15 protein-coding genes are annotated in these 17,653 nt (G+C 63.8%); 1 reads left to right on the forward strand and 14 read right to left on the reverse strand.

The features are described from left to right. Window positions 1-3: 3 nt before the first annotated feature. From rimO to P0D96_RS09765, 8 genes are all read right to left on the reverse strand, one after another. Window positions 4-1,389: a 30S ribosomal protein S12 methylthiotransferase RimO gene (gene rimO, locus P0D96_RS09730; RefSeq protein ID WP_408288078.1), complete on the reverse strand. Its 1,386-nt coding sequence runs from the start codon at window positions 1,387-1,389 to the stop codon at window positions 4-6. 81 nt (window positions 1,390-1,470) lie between these two features. After that, entirely contained in the window at window positions 1,471-2,493 is a 1,023-nt protein-coding gene (locus tag P0D96_RS09735) for a tRNA dihydrouridine synthase (RefSeq protein ID WP_408175556.1), read from the reverse strand. A gap of 291 nt (window positions 2,494-2,784) precedes the next feature. After that, entirely contained in the window at window positions 2,785-3,414 is a 630-nt protein-coding gene (phaR, locus tag P0D96_RS09740) for a polyhydroxyalkanoate synthesis repressor PhaR (protein ID WP_132374758.1), read from the reverse strand. A gap of 132 nt (window positions 3,415-3,546) precedes the next feature. After that, window positions 3,547-4,287 carry a 3-ketoacyl-ACP reductase gene (locus P0D96_RS09745; protein ID WP_408175557.1) on the reverse strand — a complete coding sequence of 247 codons (741 nt, stop codon included), beginning with the start codon at window positions 4,285-4,287 and terminating at the stop codon, window positions 3,547-3,549. Window positions 4,288-4,469: 182 nt separating this feature from the next. Then, complete coding sequence (locus P0D96_RS09750; RefSeq protein WP_408175559.1) at window positions 4,470-5,651, reverse strand: acetyl-CoA C-acetyltransferase; 1,182 nt, start codon at window positions 5,649-5,651, stop codon at window positions 4,470-4,472. 136 nt (window positions 5,652-5,787) lie between these two features. After that, on the reverse strand, window positions 5,788-7,617 hold the full coding sequence (phaC, locus tag P0D96_RS09755) for a class I poly(R)-hydroxyalkanoic acid synthase (RefSeq protein WP_408175793.1): 1,830 nt from the start codon (window positions 7,615-7,617) through the stop codon (window positions 5,788-5,790). Window positions 7,618-8,255: 638 nt separating this feature from the next. After that, window positions 8,256-9,113, reverse strand: coding sequence for a peptidoglycan editing factor PgeF (gene pgeF, locus P0D96_RS09760; RefSeq protein ID WP_408175560.1), 858 nt, complete (start codon window positions 9,111-9,113; stop codon window positions 8,256-8,258). After that, on the reverse strand, window positions 9,110-10,387 hold the full coding sequence (locus P0D96_RS09765) for an RluA family pseudouridine synthase (protein ID WP_408175561.1): 1,278 nt from the start codon (window positions 10,385-10,387) through the stop codon (window positions 9,110-9,112). The genes pgeF and P0D96_RS09765 overlap by 4 nt, the downstream gene beginning before the upstream one ends. Before the next feature lie 38 nt (window positions 10,388-10,425). Here P0D96_RS09765 and P0D96_RS09770 point away from each other — a divergent pair, with 38 nt between their 5' ends. Continuing rightward, window positions 10,426-11,286: an outer membrane protein assembly factor BamD gene (locus P0D96_RS09770; protein ID WP_132374763.1), complete on the forward strand. Its 861-nt coding sequence runs from the start codon at window positions 10,426-10,428 to the stop codon at window positions 11,284-11,286. A 94-nt stretch (window positions 11,287-11,380) separates the two neighbouring features. Here the strand turns inward: P0D96_RS09770 and rlmD are convergent, their stop codons facing one another. The 6 genes from rlmD to surE all read right to left on the reverse strand — a co-directional run bounded on the left by rlmD (window position 11,381) and on the right by surE (window position 17,584). Then, entirely contained in the window at window positions 11,381-12,799 is a 1,419-nt protein-coding gene (gene rlmD, locus P0D96_RS09775) for a 23S rRNA (uracil(1939)-C(5))-methyltransferase RlmD (RefSeq protein ID WP_408313205.1), read from the reverse strand. 135 nt (window positions 12,800-12,934) lie between these two features. Then, window positions 12,935-13,711 carry a 3'-5' exonuclease gene (locus P0D96_RS09780; protein ID WP_132374765.1) on the reverse strand — a complete coding sequence of 259 codons (777 nt, stop codon included), beginning with the start codon at window positions 13,709-13,711 and terminating at the stop codon, window positions 12,935-12,937. Between the two features lie 4 nt (window positions 13,712-13,715). Next, window positions 13,716-14,798, reverse strand: a complete 1,083-nt coding sequence (gene rpoS / locus P0D96_RS09785; protein WP_132374766.1) for an RNA polymerase sigma factor RpoS — start codon at window positions 14,796-14,798, stop codon at window positions 13,716-13,718. 16 nt (window positions 14,799-14,814) lie between these two features. Then, window positions 14,815-15,756 (reverse strand): peptidoglycan DD-metalloendopeptidase family protein, encoded by a 942-nt coding sequence (locus P0D96_RS09790; RefSeq protein WP_408175563.1) that lies wholly within the window; start codon window positions 15,754-15,756, stop codon window positions 14,815-14,817. A 5-nt stretch (window positions 15,757-15,761) separates the two neighbouring features. Then, the gene (locus P0D96_RS09795) at window positions 15,762-16,829 is read right to left on the reverse strand and encodes a protein-L-isoaspartate(D-aspartate) O-methyltransferase (RefSeq protein WP_408175565.1); all 1,068 of its coding nucleotides are present in this window, start codon (window positions 16,827-16,829) and stop codon (window positions 15,762-15,764) included. Beyond that, entirely contained in the window at window positions 16,826-17,584 is a 759-nt protein-coding gene (gene surE, locus P0D96_RS09800; protein ID WP_408175566.1) for a 5'/3'-nucleotidase SurE, read from the reverse strand. Before surE ends, P0D96_RS09795 begins: the two co-directional genes overlap by 4 nt. Window positions 17,585-17,653 lie beyond the last annotated feature (69 nt).

A 17,653-nucleotide genomic window follows, 5' to 3' on the forward strand; every position in this document is an offset into this window, starting at 1 on the left:
CGATTAAACCTCGCCCCACAGGTCGTGACCGTCGGCGCCGGTAATCCTCACCGACACGAAATCGCCGACCTTGTAGCGTTTGGACGCCTTGACGGCCGGCGCGATATACACGACGCCGTCGATCTCCGGCGCGTCAGCCGCGGTGCGGCCGATGCCGCCATCCGCGTTGATCTCGTCGACCAGCACCTTCAGCGTCTTGCCGACCTTCTTTGCGATACGCTTGGCCGACACTTCTTCGGCGACTTCCATGAAACGCGCGCGGCGCTCTTCGCGCACTTCGTCGGGCAATGCGCCGTCGAGTTCATTGGCCGTCGCGCCTTCGACCGGCGAATAGGCAAAGCAGCCGACGCGATCCAGTTCCGCCTCGCGGATGAAATCGAGCAGCGTCTGGAACTGCTCTTCCGTCTCACCGGGGAAGCCGGCGATGAACGTGCTGCGAATAGTCAGATCCGGGCACATCTCGCGCCATTTCTTCACGCGCTCCATCACCTTCTCGGCGTTGGCCGGGCGCTTCATGCGCTTCAACACTTCCGGATGCGCGTGCTGGAACGGCACGTCGAGATACGGCAGCACGTGGCCCTTGTACGGGCCTTCGGCCATCATCGGAATGACTTCGTCGACGCTCGGATACGGATACACGTAATGCAGACGCACCCACGCGCCGTATTGCGCGGCGAGTTCGCCGAGCGCGCCGACCAGATCGGTCATGCGCGTCTTGATCGGCTTGCCGTTCCAGAAACCCGTGCGGTATTTGACGTCGACGCCATAGGCGCTCGTGTCCTGCGAAATCACCAGCAGTTCCTTCACGCCCGACTTGAAGAGATTCTCCGCTTCGAGCATCACGTCGGCGACGGGACGCGACACGAGGTCGCCGCGCATGGACGGGATGATGCAGAACGTGCAGCGGTGATTGCAGCCTTCGGAAATCTTCAGGTACGCGTAATGACGCGGCGTGAGCTTCACGCCCGCAGCCGGCACCAGGTCGACGAACGGATCGTGCGGCTTCGGCAGATGGGTGTGCACATGCTGCATCACTTCGCCGAGCGCGTGCGGGCCGGTCACGGCCAGCACCTTCGGATGCACTTCTTCGATCAGCCCCGAGCCGCTCGCGCTCTTCTTGGCGCCAAGACACCCGGTCACGATCACCTTGCCATTTTCGTTGAGCGCTTCGCCGATCGCGTCGAGACTTTCCTGCACCGCTTCGTCGATGAAGCCGCAGGTGTTGACGACCACGAGGTCCGCGCCGTCGTACGTGCCGGAAATCTCGTAACCTTCGGCGCGCAGTTGGGTGATGATCTGCTCGGAATCGACCAGGGCTTTCGGGCAGCCGAGCGACACAAAGCCGACCTTCGGCGTGACAGTCGGGGCAATCGGGGGGGTGGCAGACATGGGGGACCGCTTGAAGACGTTAAACGCTGAATTGTAGCGGTTCGCCAAGGCTGCCGCTCGTAAGTCTTTGAATATTCGCCCTCAAACTACTGCGGCGTCCGCCGGGTCGAGTCGGCCGACGCGCGCGGATTGATGTGTCGCCATTAATTGGCCGACGCTCAAAGTGCGTTCGATCACTTCCAGGATTTCGTGCGAATCATGCACTCTGCGGATCGCCGCATGCAACTCGGCCGCCTGCGGCCAGGTGCGCTGCAGGTAGCTGAGCCACTTTTTGACGCGTCCGTGCTCGTGCCGGGAGCCGACACGGGCCTGCAATTTCCGCAGATAACCGGCGATGTGGCCAAGCACGTGCTGCCATTCCCCGGCGGATGGGGAGCGGTCCATCAGTCCGCGTATCCTCAGCGCCAGGAAAGGGTCCGATACGGCGCCGCGCCCGATCATCACGTCCGCGCAACCGCTGACCGCGCGGCAGCGCTCCCAGTCGGCCACCGTCCAGACTTCTCCATTCGCGACGACAGGCACGTCCACGGCGGCATCGATACGCGCGATCCACTCCCAATGCGCGGGCGGCCGGTAGCCGTGATCGCGCGTTCTTGCATGCACGACGAGCGAGGCCGCGCCGCCTTCCGCCAGCGCCGTGGCGCAATCGATCGCCAGCGAGGTGTCGGACACGCCGAGGCGCATTTTTGCCGTCACGGCGATGCCGACAGGCACAGCGGCGCGAACGGCGGACACGATACGGTTGAGTTGTTCAGGGTCGGCCAGCAGCATGGCTCCGCCGCCGTGCTGATTCACGACCTTGGCGGGACATCCGAAGTTCAGGTCGATTCCATGTGGCGACAAGGTGGCCGCGTGGGCGGCATTCAGGGCCATCCATTCGGGATCGCTGCCGAGCAGTTGGATCACCATCGGCGTGCCGCTGCGAGTGTGGGCTCCATCGAGCACTTCGGGCGCTTCGCGCTCGTAGACGCGGCTCGGAAGCAGGGAGCCCGTCACGCGGACGAACTCGGACACGCATCCGTCGAATCCGCCGATGCCGGTCAGCACGTCGCGCAATACGTAGTCCGCGAGGCCTTCCATCGGCGCGAGATAGAGCCGGCTCATGCAGGAATGGGCGCCGGGAGGTGGCGCTTTCCCTGAGGATAGGTGGGACATCCATGAAACATGCGATCGGCCGTCGGAATGGGGTTGGAGTTGGCGGCCAGAGCGCCCTCTCCGAGGAAAATGCCCCACACACGCAGGTGGCGATTGTACCGCGTCGGCACCAACCGGCCGCCGCCAGGCCACCTGGCCCCAACGCAAAGGCTGAGCTGCCGACGCGTCAGGGCTCCGGGGCCGTGCCCCGGCGGCGCCCAACGCCGGGAAACCCCGCTCGCCCGAACGCCCTTGCCGCCCTTACTTCTTCTCCGGCTCCGGATTGACTTCCGGATTACTTTGCGGATTGGCCGGCGCATTCCCGGGATTGGCCGCGTTGACCGCACCACCCGGCGTAAACGGGAACGTGGCGAACATCGACTTCGCCTGGTTCTGCATCTGCTCCTGCATCTGCACGAACATGTTCTTCGACTGCTCGATATAGCTGGTCATCATGCCCTGCATCATCGGCGCCTGCATGTTCATGAACTGCGACCAGACCTCGGGGTTCATGGCCTTGCCTTCGTACAGATTCTTCGACTGGTCGGCGAGCTTCGCCTGAATGTCGATGAAGGCCTGGATGTTCTTTTCCAAGTACGTGCCCATCATGCCCTGCATGGCATGACCGTAGAAACGGATGATCTGCGAGAGCATCGACGACGAGAACATCGGCAAGCCGCCGCTCTCCTCCTCGAGAATGATCTGCAACAGGATGGCGCGCGTCAGATCCTCGTTGCTCTTCGCATCGATGACCTTGAAATCCTCCTGATCCAACACGAGCTGTTTGACGTCCGTCAGCGTGATGTACGTGCTTGTCTCGGTATCGTAGAGCCGACGATTCGGATATTTCTTGATCAGTCGTTCGGCTGTTTTCTTTGTAGTAGTGGTCATGTAACGCCTTTGAGCGCAAGTTGAGCGCGGAAACGGCGTCATGCGGCTGCGCAATCGGGCTATTGCGCAGTCGAGACGCCGCCGAACCATCTGAGCCGAAGCGCGCTGCCTTGTGAGCGGCGCGCCGCTGACTCAGCCCATATGCAAACCGCCATTCAGCGAAAAATCAGCGCCCGTGGAGAAACCCGATTCATCCGATGCCAGCCATGCCACGATCGAGCCGATTTCGTCCGGCTGGCCGAGACGGCGCACCGGAATCGTCGCGACGATCTTTTCCAGCACGTCGGGGCGGATCGACTTGACCATATCGGTGCCGATGTAGCCCGGCGACACGGTGTTGACCGTCACGCCCTTGGTGGCCACTTCCTGCGCCAGCGACATCGTGAAGCCGTGAATGCCGGCCTTCGCGGTCGAGTAGTTGGTCTGGCCGAACTGGCCCTTCTGGCCGTTCACCGACGAAATGTTGATGATGCGGCCAAAGCCACGCTCGACCATGCCGTCGATCACCTGCTTGGTGACGTTGAAGAGGCTGGTCAGGTTGGTGTCGATCACCGCCGTCCAGTCTTCGTGCGTCATCTTGCGGAACACGACGTCGCGCGTAATGCCGGCATTGTTCACCAGCACGTCGATCTCGCCGACTTCGGCCTTGACCTTGTCGAACGCGGTCTTGGTCGATTCCCAATCGCCGACATTGCCTTCTGACGCGACGAAATCGAAGCCCAGGGCCTTTTGCTCTTCGAGCCACTTCACGCGGCGCGGCGAGTTCGGGCCGCAGCCCGCGACGACCCTGAAGCCCTCTTTGTGCAGCCGCTGGCAAATGCTCGTGCCGATGCCACCCATCCCGCCCGTTACGTACGCAATTCGCTGTGTCATAAACTACACTCCGTTATCGTTTTCGAGGCGCCGACTGGCTGCCTCTTCCCTCGCCTGTGCTTCATCTCCGCTGCCGCCGGGCGACCGGCTGACGAGGCCTCCGCTGACCGCGCGCCAAAGCGCGCGACAACGTTCCGTTCGACGCGTGGCCGACGCCCGCGGCGCCCGCCACGTGCCCTTGCTCAGGCGCGCTCGAGCGCCAGCGCCACACCCATGCCACCGCCGATACACAGCGACGCCAGACCCTTCTTCGCATCGCGCTTCTGCATTTCGTGCAGCAGCGTAACGAGAATCCGGCAGCCGGATGCGCCGATCGGGTGACCGATTGCAATCGCGCCACCGTTCACGTTGATCTTCGACGTGTCCCAGCCCATCTGCTGATTCACGGCGCACGCCTGTGCGGCAAACGCTTCGTTGATTTCCATCAGGTCCAGATCGGCCGGCGTCCAGCCCGCGCGTTCGAGACAGCGGCGCGAGGCCGGCACCGGGCCCATGCCCATCACCTTCGGATCCAGACCCGAAGTGGCGTACGCCTTGATGCGCGCGAGCGGCTTGAGGCCGAGCGCTTCGGCCTTCTTCGCCGACATCACCAGCACCGCCGCCGCGCCGTCGTTCAGACCCGACGCATTGGCCGCCGTCACCGAGCCTTCCTTCGAGAACGCCGGCTTCAGGCCCGCCAACGCTTCGGCCGTCACGCCATGACGCACGAACTCGTCGGTGGCGAAACGTAGCGGTTCGCCCTTGCGTTGCGGAATTTCGACCGGCACGATTTCGTCGTCGAAACGGCCCGACTTCTGCGCGGCTTCAGCCTTGTTCTGCGACAACGCCGCGAACGCGTCCTGCTGCTCGCGCGTGATGCCGTATTCCTTGGCGACGTTCTCCGCCGTCACGCCCATGTGGTACTGGTTGTAGACGTCCCACAGGCCGTCGACGATCATCGAGTCGATCAGCTTTGCGTCGCCCATGCGGAACCCGTCGCGCGAGCCCGGCAGCACGTGCGGCGCCGCGCTCATGTTCTCCTGACCGCCGGCCACCACGATATCCGCGTCACCCGCGATGATGGCGTTGGCCGCGAGCATCACGGCCTTCAGACCCGAGCCGCACACCACGTTGATCGTCATGCCGGGCACAGCCGCGGGCAAGCCCGCCTTGATCAGCGACTGACGCGCCGGATTCTGGCCCGACCCTGCCGTCAGCACCTGACCCAGGATCACTTCGCTCACCTGCTCGGGCTTCAAGCCAGCCCGCTCGAGTACGGCGCGAATCACCGTGGCGCCGAGTTCGGGCGCGGCGATCTTCGCCAGCGACCCACCGAATTTGCCTACTGCCGTACGGGCGGCCGATACGATCACAACATCAGTCATTTCCATATCCTCCGGGCGGTCGGCCGCATGCGCCGCTGCCCGTCAAGTTAAAAATCTCGTTGCTCTTAATCACGCCCTAACTCAATCAGACGCTCATTCACACCGCAAACAACCGCGCCATGAAGCGCGCTCGAACCTACTCTCGTTGCCGCACATAACGCCCCGGCGCCGGTTCGATCACCGGGAAGTCAGCCGAGCCGGCCGTGGCGCGCGGCTTCACCTTCTTGCCACCGTACTGATCGAGCCAGGTGGTCCATTCGGGCCACCAGCTGCCAGGGACTTCGGTAGCCTGATCGAGCCATTCTTCCGGGTTCTCCGGCAGCGCCTTGACGTCGCCGTCCAGCATCCAGAAATTGCGCTTTTTCTTCGCGGGCGGATTGATCACACCGGCGATGTGACCCGAGGCGCCGAGCACGAACTTCAACGGCCCGTTGAGGAGCGGCACCGACGCGTACGCCGTTTGCCACGGCACGATATGGTCTTCGCGTGAACCGTAGATGAAGGTGGGCACATCGATCTTCGAGAGATCGATCGGCTCGCCGCACGTGGTCAACGCACCCGGCTCGCGCAGACGATTCTCGAGATACGTGTTGCGCAGATACCAGACGTACATCGGGCCCGGCAGGCTGGTCGAGTCGCTGTTCCAGTACAGCAGGTCGAACGGCACCGGCGTGCGCCCTTTGAGGTAATTGTCGACGACGTAGTTCCACACCAGATCGTTCGGGCGCAGGAACGAGAACGTGTTGGCGAACTCGATGCCGCGCATCAGCCCCGGCGGCGTACCGTTCTTGCCGCCGATGGTCTGCTCGCGCATCTGCACGTGCGCCTCGTCGACGAACACGTCGAGCACGCCCGTGTCCGAAAAATCGAGCATGGCGGTAAGCAGCGTCATGGAGGCGGCCGGATGTTCGCCGCGCGCGGCGGCCACCGCCAGCGCCGCGGCGAGCATCGTGCCGCCGACGCAGAAGCCAAGCGTATTGATCTGCTCGCGCCCACTGATCTTGCTCACCGTATCGATGGCGGTGAGCACGCCCTCGCCGATGTAGTCGTCCCACGTTTTATGCGCGATCGATTGATCGGCATTGCGCCACGAAATCAGGAACACCTGGTGCCCCGAATCGAGCCCGTGAGCGACCAGCGAATTCTCCGGCTGCAGATCGAGAATGTAGAACTTGTTGATGCAAGGCGGCACGATGAGAAGCGGCCGCTCGCGCACGGTCGCCGTGCGCGGCTTGTACTGGATCACCTGCATCAGGTCGTTTTCGAACACGACCGAGCCTTCGGTGTTCGCGAGATTTTCACCGACCACGAAACCCGATTCGTCGGTCTGCGAGATCTTGCCGCGCTGCAAGTCGCCGAGCAGGTTCATCACACCCTGGCGCAGGCTCTCGCCCTTGCTGTCCAGCAAGGTCTTTTGGGCTTCCGGATTCAACGCGAAGAAGTTGCTCGGCGAGGCCGCCGCGGTCCACTGCTGGACAGCGAAACGGATGCGCTCGCGAACCTTGGGTTCCGTGTCGAGCGCGTCGACCATTTCCTGCAGATAGCGCGCGTTCAACAGATACCACGCGGCGGTGAATGCATAGGCCGGCGCCGAACTCCATGCGTCGGAGCTGAAGCGGCGGTCTTTGAGTTGGGGCGCCTGAGTCGCGGACGTGGTGGCTTGCTGGATCAGATCCATTGCCTCGCGCGAATAGTCAGCCTGCAGTTTCTGTAGACGCCCGGAGGGAATGGCCGCGCTCGGTATGCTCAGACCGGCGAAGGACGGCATGCCGGGCATCGATCCCGCCGCCAGTTTGCTGAAGTCCGGCATGCCGGGAAACGACGGCATTTGAGGGAAACCCTGCGGCAGACTCATTTGAGGCATTTGCAGCGGCATCTGAGGCATCGCGAAAGGCATGCCGCTACCGCCAGGCGATGTGCCGAGCGAACGCCATGCGTTCATCCAGGCGTCGAGAAACTGCTGCATGCCTGCGGCCGGTGTTGCACCGCTCGTACCGGCCTGCTGCGTGTGCTCCGTCGAGGAGTCCGTGCTGGGGGAAGCTGAGGAATGTGAAGCTGCCATACCTGCTTTTGACCGGTAAGTCCTTGCGGACGGGTTGAGAGGCAGGTTCGTGCGCACGTGAGCAAATGCTCGCGACCTCGTCACGCCCTGTCCCTTGTACGAGGAGCCGTGAGGAACATTCTTGCTCCCCATCGCAAGGCATGTCAATGCTTGTTCCCGATTTTGCCGCAGTGCGATAGTTTTTTAATTATCGTTTTCCCTGTGTAGAAGAACGCGCTTTTGGAACCTGCGTGATTCGAGACGCACGCGAACGAAAAAAGCTCCCAAATTGCATGGGCTTATGTGCATTTATCCGTTCGCGGGCGGACAGTTTTGGCGGCAGATTTACGCCAGCGTCGGGAATTCCGGCAGCGCAGCAAAAACGCCTGCGCTTCTCCGAACAAACCCTCATACGTGTGTTCGTGGGCAAGGGGCATGCGAGCCGTGGCAATGCTCAGACAAGCATGCCCGCATGCAGGACGTCTCGCCATGTGGACGTCGTGATGCGGGCACACGTGCCTTGGATTCCGCAGAAAATGGCCGCGCGCGATGCGCGTTGCAAGCTAGTCCGCGATCGACTGCGCCTGATCGTCCAGCCAGATCAACGCGGCCATGCGGCCGGTCTCGCGATCGCGGCGATAGGAATAGAAACGCTCACGTTGGGTGACCGTGCAGAGATCGCCACCGACAATGCGCGTCACGCCGAGCCGTTGCAGACGCAAACGCGCCAGCGCCGGGAGATCGGCGAGATATTTGCCTGGATTGTGCGGACGCTCGACGAAGGCGTTCGCAGTCGCATCGCGTTGTGCGGCGCCGACGCCGTTCATGAAGGCGTCACGCACGTCTGCACCGACTTCAAAGGCATCAGGACCGATCGACGGACCGAGATAAGCGTGCAGTGCGCCCGCCTCCACGCCGGCAAGTTCGGCGACGCGCTGCGCCGTCTGTTCGACGATGCCCGCCGCCAGCCCGCGCCACCCCGCGTGCGCCGCGCCGACCGCGCGGCCGGCTTCGTCGCAGAACAGCACCGGCATGCAATCGGCCACCATCACGACGCACACGGTGCCGGGACGATCCGTGACGCTGGCATCGGCGCGCGTCGGCGTGCCGTTCGCATGCGCCTGTGCAAGCACGTCTTCCGCTCGCACGATGCCGGCGCCGTGAATCTGCTCGAGCCACGCGGCCTCGCTCACGCCGGCCAGCTTCAGCAAACGCGCACGGTTGGCCGCGACCGCGGCCAGATCGTCGCCGGATTTCATGCCCAGATTCAGGCCGCCAGGCAAGTCCACGCCGTTCTGCCAGCGGCCGAACGGCGCTTCGCTCACGCCGCCGTCACGCGTGGTGACGAGCGCACGCACGCGCGGCGAGACATTCCATGCGGGTTGCACGACATCGGCAAAGCTCAGCTCGGGCACATTCATGCGTGATCGTCCTCGTCGTGTTCATCGGCTTCGTCGTCGGCTTCGTCGTGTTCGAGTGCGCCGTCTTCATCAGCGTCCTCGTCGAGCGACGCATCGTAGTCGTCTTCCTCGTAGTACGTCTCGTCGAACTCGCCCGCGTCGTCGCGGCCGAGGCCGAGCGCCGCCGACAGCGCTTCCATGTCGGCCGGCACATCGGCGCGCCATTGCATCGTGCGGCCGGTCTGCGGATGAATCAGACCGAGGCGCCATGCATGCAACGCCTGGCGCGCGAACCCGTCAGGCAGCGGCGTGACGGAACGCTTGCCACGGGCGCGCCCGTACACCGGGTCGCCGAGCAGCGGATGACCGATGTGCGCGCAATGGACGCGAATCTGATGGGTGCGCCCGGTTTCCAGATCGCAATGTATCGCGGTGACCGGCTGACGCTGCCAGATCGCCGAATCGACACGCCGGAAATGCGTGCGCGCGGGCTTGCCCGAGGCGCTCGTGACCACCGCCATGCGCGTGCGTTCGCGCGGATCGCGGCCGATCGGGGCGTCGATCGTGCCTTCTTCGGGCATGTTGCCCCACACCAGCGCGAGATAGCGGCGTTTCACCGTGCGCGCCTGCAACTGCCGCACGAGGTCGGTCTGCGCCTCGAGTGTGCGCGCCACCACCATCAGGCCGGAGGTTTCCTTGTCGAGCCGGTGCACAATGCCCGCGCGCGGCAGGCCCGCCGCCGCGTCGCCATAGCGATACAGCAGACCGTTGAGCACGGTGCCGCTCCAGTTGCCGGCCGCCGGATGCACCACCATGCCGGCCGGCTTGTTGATGACCACCAGGGTGTCGTCTTCATAGACGATTTCGAGCGGCACCGGCTCCGGCGTGAACGCGAGCTGCTCCGGCAGCAGATCGGGCACGAGCTCGATGGTCGCGCCGAGCGGCACCGGCTGGCGGATTTTCGCGGGCTTGCCGTCGATCCGCACGCGCTCAGCCTCGATCCAGCTCTGCAGACGGTTGCGCGAGAACTCGGGAAAAACCCGCGCGAGCACCTTGTCGAGACGTTCGCCGGCCATCTCGTCGGGCACCACGACGCTGCGCGGCGTCTCGTCCGCCACGCGGCTCGCCACGGTCGGCACGTGGCTGGGCAGAACGGCGGCGCCGAGCGCGTCGCTGCCGAGATCGTCGTCGAGGGAATCGACGCCCAACGCGTCGGAGGGGTCAGCGCTTACGCTATAATCTTTGTTGCTATTCCCGGCGCCGGTTGCGGCGCCTGGAGTATTTGAGCGGGTCATTGAGTCTGGGTCACCTGGACGTAAAGCTAGACTGGAAAATGCGAGCCTTGAACACCATCACTAAAGCGGCGATCAATTTGGCGGCCATCAAGAAGGCGGCCCGGAAAGTGGCCGGATACATTGCGTGCGCCGCAGCCGTCGCGGTTGTCGCGGCTTGCCACGGTCTGCCGGAAAAGACCGACGAGACGGCAACGTGGAACAACAACAAATTATATACGGAGGCGAACGACGCCCTGAGCGGTGGTGACTTCGGCAAGTGCGCCAAGTACTTCGAAATGCTCGAAGGTCGGGATCCGTTTGGCCACTTCGCCCAGCAGGCGCAGATCAACGTCGCGTACTGCAACTGGAAAGACAACGAAAACGCCGCCGCCGACCAGGCTATCGACCGCTTCATCCAGCTGCACCCGGATCATCCGGACATCGCTTACGCGTACTACCTGAAGGGCATGATCCACTTCAACGACGACCTCGGTCTGTTCGGCCGCTTCTCCGGCCAAGACATGAGCGAGCGCGATCCGAAGTCGCTGCGCGAGTCGTACGACGCCTTCAAGGTCGTGGTGGACAAGTATCCGAACAGCAAGTATGCGCCGGACGCCGCGCAGCGCATGCGCTATATCGTCAACGCGCTGGCGTCGCACGAAGTCCACGCGGCAGATTACTACTACCGCCGTGGCGCCTACGTCGCGGCGATCAACCGCGCGCAACTGGCGCTCACGCAATACAAGAACGCACCGGCTATCGAAGACGCACTGCACATCATGATGCTGTCGTATGAGAAGCTGAACCAGCCGCAACTGGCCGACGACACGAAGCGCGTGCTGGCCGGCACCTTCCCCGACAGCCCGTACATCACGGGGCATGCAAGGCCGGGTAAGGAAAAGTCGTGGTGGCAGTTCTAAGCCACGCGACTCGCTGAAAATCAGCCGGAAATAGAAAACGCCACGACTTCCGTCGTGGCGTTTTTGTTTGCGCCTTACTGTGCCGCGGCGCGACTCAATCCCGCTCGAACAACGCAATCGACTCCACATGCGACGTGTGCGGGAACATGTTGACCACACCCGCACCCACCAGCCGGTAGCCCGCCTCGTGCACGAGCAGGCCGGCATCGCGGGCGAGCGTCGCTGGCGCGCACGACACGTAGACGATGCGCTTCGGCAGCGGCCCATTGCCGCTCTGCGCGATCTCCACCAGCGCCTTGGCGACGGCTAGCGCGCCTTCGCGCGGCGGGTCGATGAGGAACTTGTCGAAGTGGCCGAGCGCGCGCAGGTCGTCGGCGGTGATGTCGAACAGGTTGCGGCACGCAAACGACGTATGCCCCGCCACGCCGTTCAGCTCGGCATTGGCCAGCGCGCGCGAGGTCAGCACTTCGCTGCCTTCGATGCCCACCACTTCCTTCGAGATCCGCGCGAGCGGCAGCGTGAAGTTACCGATCCCGCAGAACAGATCGAGCACGCGATCCGTGCGCGCGGGCGCCAGCAGCCGCAACGCGCGGCTCACCAGCACGCGGTTGATGGCGTGATTCACCTGGGTGAAGTCGGTCGGCTTGAATGGCATGCGGATGCCATATTCCGGCAGCGTGTAGTCGAGTTCCACGTCGAGCGGATAGAACGGCGTGACCGTGTCCGGGCCGCCCGGCTGCAGCCAGAACTGCACCTTGTGCTCGTCGGCGAAATCGCGCAGCACCTGCTCGTCCGAGGCCGTGATGGGCTCGAGATTGCGCACCACCAGCGCCGTGACCGACGAGCCGACCGCCAGTTCGAGCTGCGGCATGCGATCGTAGATGGACAGCTTGCGAACCATGAAACGCAGCGGCATCAGCATGGCCGACACATGCGGCGGCAGCACTTCGCATGTCTTCATGTCGGCGATGTAACTGCTCTTCTTCTCGTGGAAGCCGATCCGCATACCGCCCTTTTCCGGCAGAAAACGCACTGCCAGACGCGCACGGTAGCGATAACCCCAGGACGGCCCGTGAATCGGCCGGAACACCGTTTCCGGGCGCAGCTTCGCCAGATGCTGCAGGTTGTCTTCGAGCACGCGCTGCTTGACCGCCACCTGAGCGCGGATGTCGAGATGCTGCATCGAACAGCCGCCGCAGATATCGAAGTAAGTGCATTTCGGCTTGGTGCGCATCACGCTTTCGCGGAACACCTGAACCACTTCGGCCTGCTCGAATTTGGGCTTGCTGCGATGCGTCGAATAGCTGACGCGCTCGCCGGGCAACGCGCCTTCGACAAAGATCACCTTGCCGGGCGTACCGTCGTCGGTCTCGGTGCGGCCAACGCCGCGCGCTTCCATATCGAGCGAAACGATTTCGATGACCGGCTCGTTGCCGGTGACGACGTGTGCCGGCGCGGGCGGGGGCGTCTTGTAGCGCTTCGGCGCGCGGCGATGGGGGGCAGTTCGGGACACCTGCGACTTCCTGACAAACTTGGGGAAAGGCGAGATTGTAGACGAAGCGCCGCGCCTCGCCATCATTCGGCACGGCGGCAACGGCCGCTGCACGCGCTGGCCAGTCAGACGGCGTCGCCCCCTCCCCGTACAACCTTACTGATCGAATGCCGCCAGATACTCGGCCCATTGCGGCGCCGTTTCCAGCGCCAGTGCGTTCTTGACCAGGTTGATCTCATCAGCATACTCCGCGGGCGAAAACGCGCCGCGGATCAGTTGGAAGCGGCAATAGAGCAAGTACGTGTTGACGACGTCGGTCTCGCAGTAATTGCGGATTTCCTCGATGCGCCCTTGCTGGTACGCGTGCCACACCTGGCTGCCGTCCATGCCCATTTTGCCGGGGAAGCCGCACATCTTGGCGAGCGCGTCGAGCGGCGCGTTGGCGCGTGCCTGGTACATGGCGAGCACGTCCATCAGATCCGTATGACGCGCGTGATAGCGGCTGATGTAGTTGTTCCACTTGAACTCGCGGTCGTCCTCGCCGAGATCCCAGAACTTGTAGGCGGGAATACCGTTGACGAGCGCCCGGTAGTTCAACACCGGCAGATCGAAGCCGCCGCCGTTCCACGACACGAGTTGCGGCGTGTACTTCTCGATTACGCGATAGAACGACTGCACCAGCGCCGCTTCGCCGTCTTCCAGCGTGCCGAGCGAGCGTACGCGGAAACCGTTGTTGTCGCGGAACACGCAGGAAATCGCCGCGATCCGTTGCAGATGGTGCGGCAGGAAATCGTTACCGGTTTTTTCGCGGCGCGCGGCGAACGCATGCTCGGCGACTTCGGCGTCGCTCAAGGTGGCAGGTAAATCTTCGAGGCGGCGAATGCCGGCGACATCGGGAATCGTCTCGATGTCGAATACAAGAATCGGTGTCATCAGGTTATAGAACGGCGTCCTTCCGAACACCGTTGGAGGCGAAGAAGCGCTTCAACCGCACGAGCGCTTCCTGTTGGATCTGGCGCACACGCTCGCGTGTGAGGCCCATTTCGTCGGCCAGCTCTTCGAGCGTGGCGGGTTCGATGTGATTCAGGCCGAAGCGGCGCTCGATCACATGACGATGCTTGTCCGACAGGCGAGCGAGCCACGCGCGTGTAAGCGTTTCCAGTTCGCGGTGCTGCACTTCGGCATCCGGCGACTGGCTCTGGTCGTCTGACAGCAGATCGAGCAGGCTGCTCGCCGGATCGAGATCGAGCGGCGCGTCGAGCGACGCGGTGTGCTCGTTCAGCGCGAGGATGTCGGTGACTTCGTCGGTGGTCTTGCCGGTCAGATAGGCGATGTCGTCGATGCTGGCGTCGCGGCGCTCGGCGGCCTCGCCGGAATTCATCGAATTTTTTTCCAGATGGCGCTTGGCGCGCAGCACCTGGTTGAGCTCACGAATCACGTGCACCGGCAAACGGACGGTGCGCGCCTGGTTCATGATGGCGCGCTCGATACTCTGGCGGATCCACCACGTGGCGTAAGTAGAAAACCGGAAGCCGCGCGTCGGATCGAATTTTTCGATGGCGTGCATCAGGCCGAGATTGCCTTCCTCGATCAGATCGAGCAGCGGTACGCCGCGATTCAGATAACCCTTGGCGATACTGACGACGAGCCGCAGATTGCGCTCGATCATGACCTGCCGCGCTTCGAACTCGCCCGCCTTGGCAAGACGCGAATACTTCTGCTCTTCCTCGACGGTCAGGAGCGGCTTGACGCTGATACGGTTCAGGTAGTGCTGAATCGTGTCGGCCGTCAGCTCGGCTTGCAGCAGCGCGCGGAAATCGTCCGCATCCGGCGCGGCTTCAGCCGCGCCTTCACGGGTCTCGCCGGCTTCATCCACGCCGCCCTGGCGTTCGTCGAGATCGCGCTCCTCGGCGATCTCTTCTTCCACTTCCGAAGCGCCGCTTTCTTCGACCGAAGCGGACATAGCGTGGCTGATCGTCTCAGACTCGGCTTGCGGTGGGCGGCGCTTCGATTTCGGCATGGTCGTATCGTATCGCTTATTGCGGCGGCAAATACTTCAGTGGGTCGACAGGTTTACCCTGCCGGCGAACTTCGAAATGCAACATCACACGGTCGGAATCGCTATTGCCCATCTCGGCGATCTTCTGCCCCTTCGTTACCGCGTCTCCCTCTTTTACCATCAAAGCGCGGTTATGTGCATACGCCGTGAGATAAGTTGCATCATGCTTGATGATAATGAGATTGCCGTAACCACGCAGCCCATTTCCTGCATAAACGACGCGACCGTCCGCCGACGCCTTCACCGGATCGCCCGCAGCGCCGCCGATATTCACGCCCTTGTTGGTCGAATCGTTGAACGTGCCGAGCAGCGGTCCGCGCACCGGCCATGCGAAGGCGACGTTGCCGGACGCGCCGGCGTTCGAGTCGCTGGCCGCACCCGGGCTGGCCGGCGGCGTCAGCGAAGCGTTGTTCGTGGCGGAACCGTAGAGCGGCGGCGCCGCGACGCCGGCTGCGCCAGCAGTCCCACCCGACGGCGGCGTGCTGCCGAGCGGTGCGCTTTGCACCGCACCACCGCTGCCGATCGGCGCGGTCGACACGCCCGGCGTCAGCGCCGCGGTGTTCGCTCCCGGCGGCACGACGCGCAGCAACTGGTCGACTTCGATCTGATTCGGGTTGGTCAGATTGTTCCACGCCGAAATGTCGCGATAGTTCTGGCCGTTCTCCAACGCGATCCGGTACAGCGTGTCGCCCGGCTTCACGCGATAGTAGCCCGGCGGCGGCGGTCCGAGCGGCACGGCCGGCTGCGCGCCTTGCGTGGTGAGCACGCCGCCGCCGGAGCGGTCGACGACCGGCGCCTGATCGAGCCGGGATGCACAGGCCGTCATCAACAGGGACAAGGCGAGCACGCACACGCTACGCTGGGTTACGGTCATGGGGACATTCAGTCTGGTTCTCTGCATCGCGCGCAACATACTCATCGGTGTCAAATCACTCCGGATTTTAAGGGTACAAAGAAAACGCGATCAAGCCGCGACTCGCGCCACTGCGCGGGTCCGAGGCGCTCGACCAGAGTCAGCACCTGGTTCTGGCCGTCCTGCGAGCCGACCGGCGCGACCAGACGGCCGCCGATCGCGAGTTGTTCAAGTAATGCTTGCGGTACGTCGAGCCCCGCCGCGGCGATCACGATCGCGTCGAACGGCGCCGCCGACGGCAATCCCAACCGCCCATCGCCATAGTGCAAGCGGATGTTCGGAATGCGCAGCGGACGTAAGTTCGTCTTCGCGCGTTCGGACAACGGCTTGATGCGCTCGATCGAGTAAACCTCGCGCGCGACCTGGCTCAGCACGGCCGCCTGATAGCCGCAGCCGGTGCCGATTTCGAGCACGTTGTTCAGCGCGCGGCCGGCGGCGGCCAGTTCGATCATCCGCGCGACTACCGACGGCTTGGAGATCGTCTGGTGATGGCCGATCGGCAAGGCCGCATCTTCGTAGGCCTGGACCGCGAGACCCGGGTCGACGAACATGTGGCGCGGCACCACCGACATCGCGTTCAACACGCGCTGATCGGTCACGCCGTTCGCACGCAGGCGTTCGACCATCCGTTCGCGAACCCGTTCCGACGTCAGTGCCATCGCGCCGTTCAAAGCGACATTCGGCGCGGCGCTGCGCTCGTTGGATCGGGCAGCGGGCCTGGCCGGCGTAGGTGCCGACGATGACACGGCACGCGCGGTCGAACTCTGCACGACAGGTTTAGGTGGCGCCTTGACCGGTGCTTTGGCGGAAGGCGCGGCCAGCGGCTTCGGCGGCGTCACCGCCGAGGGCTTGGCTTGCGGCTTTATCTGCACCGCGGTCTGCGCCCTCGCCTGCTTGGATTGGGACTTACCCGTGGAACCGAGCGGCGCGTTCTTCGCGGGTTGCTGACGCGCGTTCAGCGCCGCGCTCGCGGCCAGCGCCGCCGCGCGGATTTCGCCTGGGCGTCCTTCGGGCCGGCGCGGTTCGCGCACCAGGTCCTCGAGGCCGAGCGGAAAGCGCTTGGCGCGCTCGCTGGTCATGAAGCGCCGCTGCCTGCGCGTGCCCAGTCGCGCGCCGCGGGCAGCATTTGCGTGTGGGTCAGGTCGAGCTGCAGCGGCGTGATCGACACATGGCCGTTGGCGATGGCGTGAAAGTCGGTGCCTTCGCTCGCGTCGCGCGCGCTGCCCGCCGGACCGATCCAGTAGATCGGTTCGCCGCGCGGGTTGGTCTGGCGGATCACCGGCTGCGACGGATGCCGCTTGCCGAGACGCGTGATCTGCCAGTCGCTGAGTTGCTCGTACGGCAGATTGGGAATGTTGACGTTCAGAAGCGGATGCCCGGGCAACGGCTGCTCGAGATAGTGCGCGACGATTTCAGCGGCGACACGCACGGCGTCGTCGAGATGCACCCAGTCCTTGTCGACCAGCGAGAAGGCGATGGCCGGCACACCGAACATGATGCCCTCGGTGGCGGCCGCGACGGTGCCCGAATAGAGCGTGTCTTCGCCCATGTTCTGACCGTTGTTGATGCCCGAGACCACGAGGTCCGGCGTATGGTCGAGCATGCCCGTCAGCGCGATGTGCACCGAGTCGGTGGGCGTGCCGTTCACGTAATAGAAACCATTGGCCGAGCGCAGTACCGAGAGCGGCCGCGACAGCGTCAGGGAATTCGACGCGCCGCTGCAATTCTGTTCGGGTGCCATCACGGTGACGTCAGCGATCGGCTTGAGCGCTTCGTAAAGCGCGGCAAGGCCGGGCGCCAGATAACCGTCGTCGTTACTGAGTAGGATTCGCATGCGGCGATTGTAACCGAGGAAAGAAGACGCGCGAACGACACGGCAGGCCGTGCGCACGACGTATGCAAC

This window comes from Paraburkholderia sp. RL17-347-BIC-D (assembly GCF_046027915.1).
Classification (GTDB): Bacteria; Pseudomonadota; Gammaproteobacteria; order Burkholderiales; family Burkholderiaceae; genus Paraburkholderia.

Coding starts and splice junctions, on each gene's coding strand:
- rimO (WP_408288078.1), bottom strand. CDS start 1,389: ATGTCTGCCACCCCCCCGATTGCCCCGACTGTCACGCCGAAGGTCGGC.
- P0D96_RS09735 (WP_408175556.1), bottom strand. CDS start 2,493: ATGAGCCGGCTCTATCTCGCGCCGATGGAAGGCCTCGCGGACTACGTA.
- phaR (WP_132374758.1), bottom strand. CDS start 3,414: ATGACCACTACTACAAAGAAAACAGCCGAACGACTGATCAAGAAATAT.
- P0D96_RS09745 (WP_408175557.1), bottom strand. CDS start 4,287: ATGACACAGCGAATTGCGTACGTAACGGGCGGGATGGGTGGCATCGGC.
- P0D96_RS09750 (WP_408175559.1), bottom strand. CDS start 5,651: ATGACTGATGTTGTGATCGTATCGGCCGCCCGTACGGCAGTAGGCAAA.
- phaC (WP_408175793.1), bottom strand. CDS start 7,617: ATGCAGCAGTTTCTCGACGCCTGGATGAACGCATGGCGTTCGCTCGGC.
- pgeF (WP_408175560.1), bottom strand. CDS start 9,113: ATGAATGTGCCCGAGCTGAGCTTTGCCGATGTCGTGCAACCCGCATGG.
- P0D96_RS09765 (WP_408175561.1), bottom strand. CDS start 10,387: ATGACCCGCTCAAATACTCCAGGCGCCGCAACCGGCGCCGGGAATAGC.
- P0D96_RS09770 (WP_132374763.1), top strand. CDS start 10,426: ATGCGAGCCTTGAACACCATCACTAAAGCGGCGATCAATTTGGCGGCC.
- P0D96_RS09780 (WP_132374765.1), bottom strand. CDS start 13,711: ATGACACCGATTCTTGTATTCGACATCGAGACGATTCCCGATGTCGCC.
- rpoS (WP_132374766.1), bottom strand. CDS start 14,798: ATGCCGAAATCGAAGCGCCGCCCACCGCAAGCCGAGTCTGAGACGATC.
- P0D96_RS09790 (WP_408175563.1), bottom strand. CDS start 15,756: ATGAGTATGTTGCGCGCGATGCAGAGAACCAGACTGAATGTCCCCATG.
- P0D96_RS09795 (WP_408175565.1), bottom strand. CDS start 16,829: ATGACCAGCGAGCGCGCCAAGCGCTTTCCGCTCGGCCTCGAGGACCTG.
- surE (WP_408175566.1), bottom strand. CDS start 17,584: ATGCGAATCCTACTCAGTAACGACGACGGTTATCTGGCGCCCGGCCTT.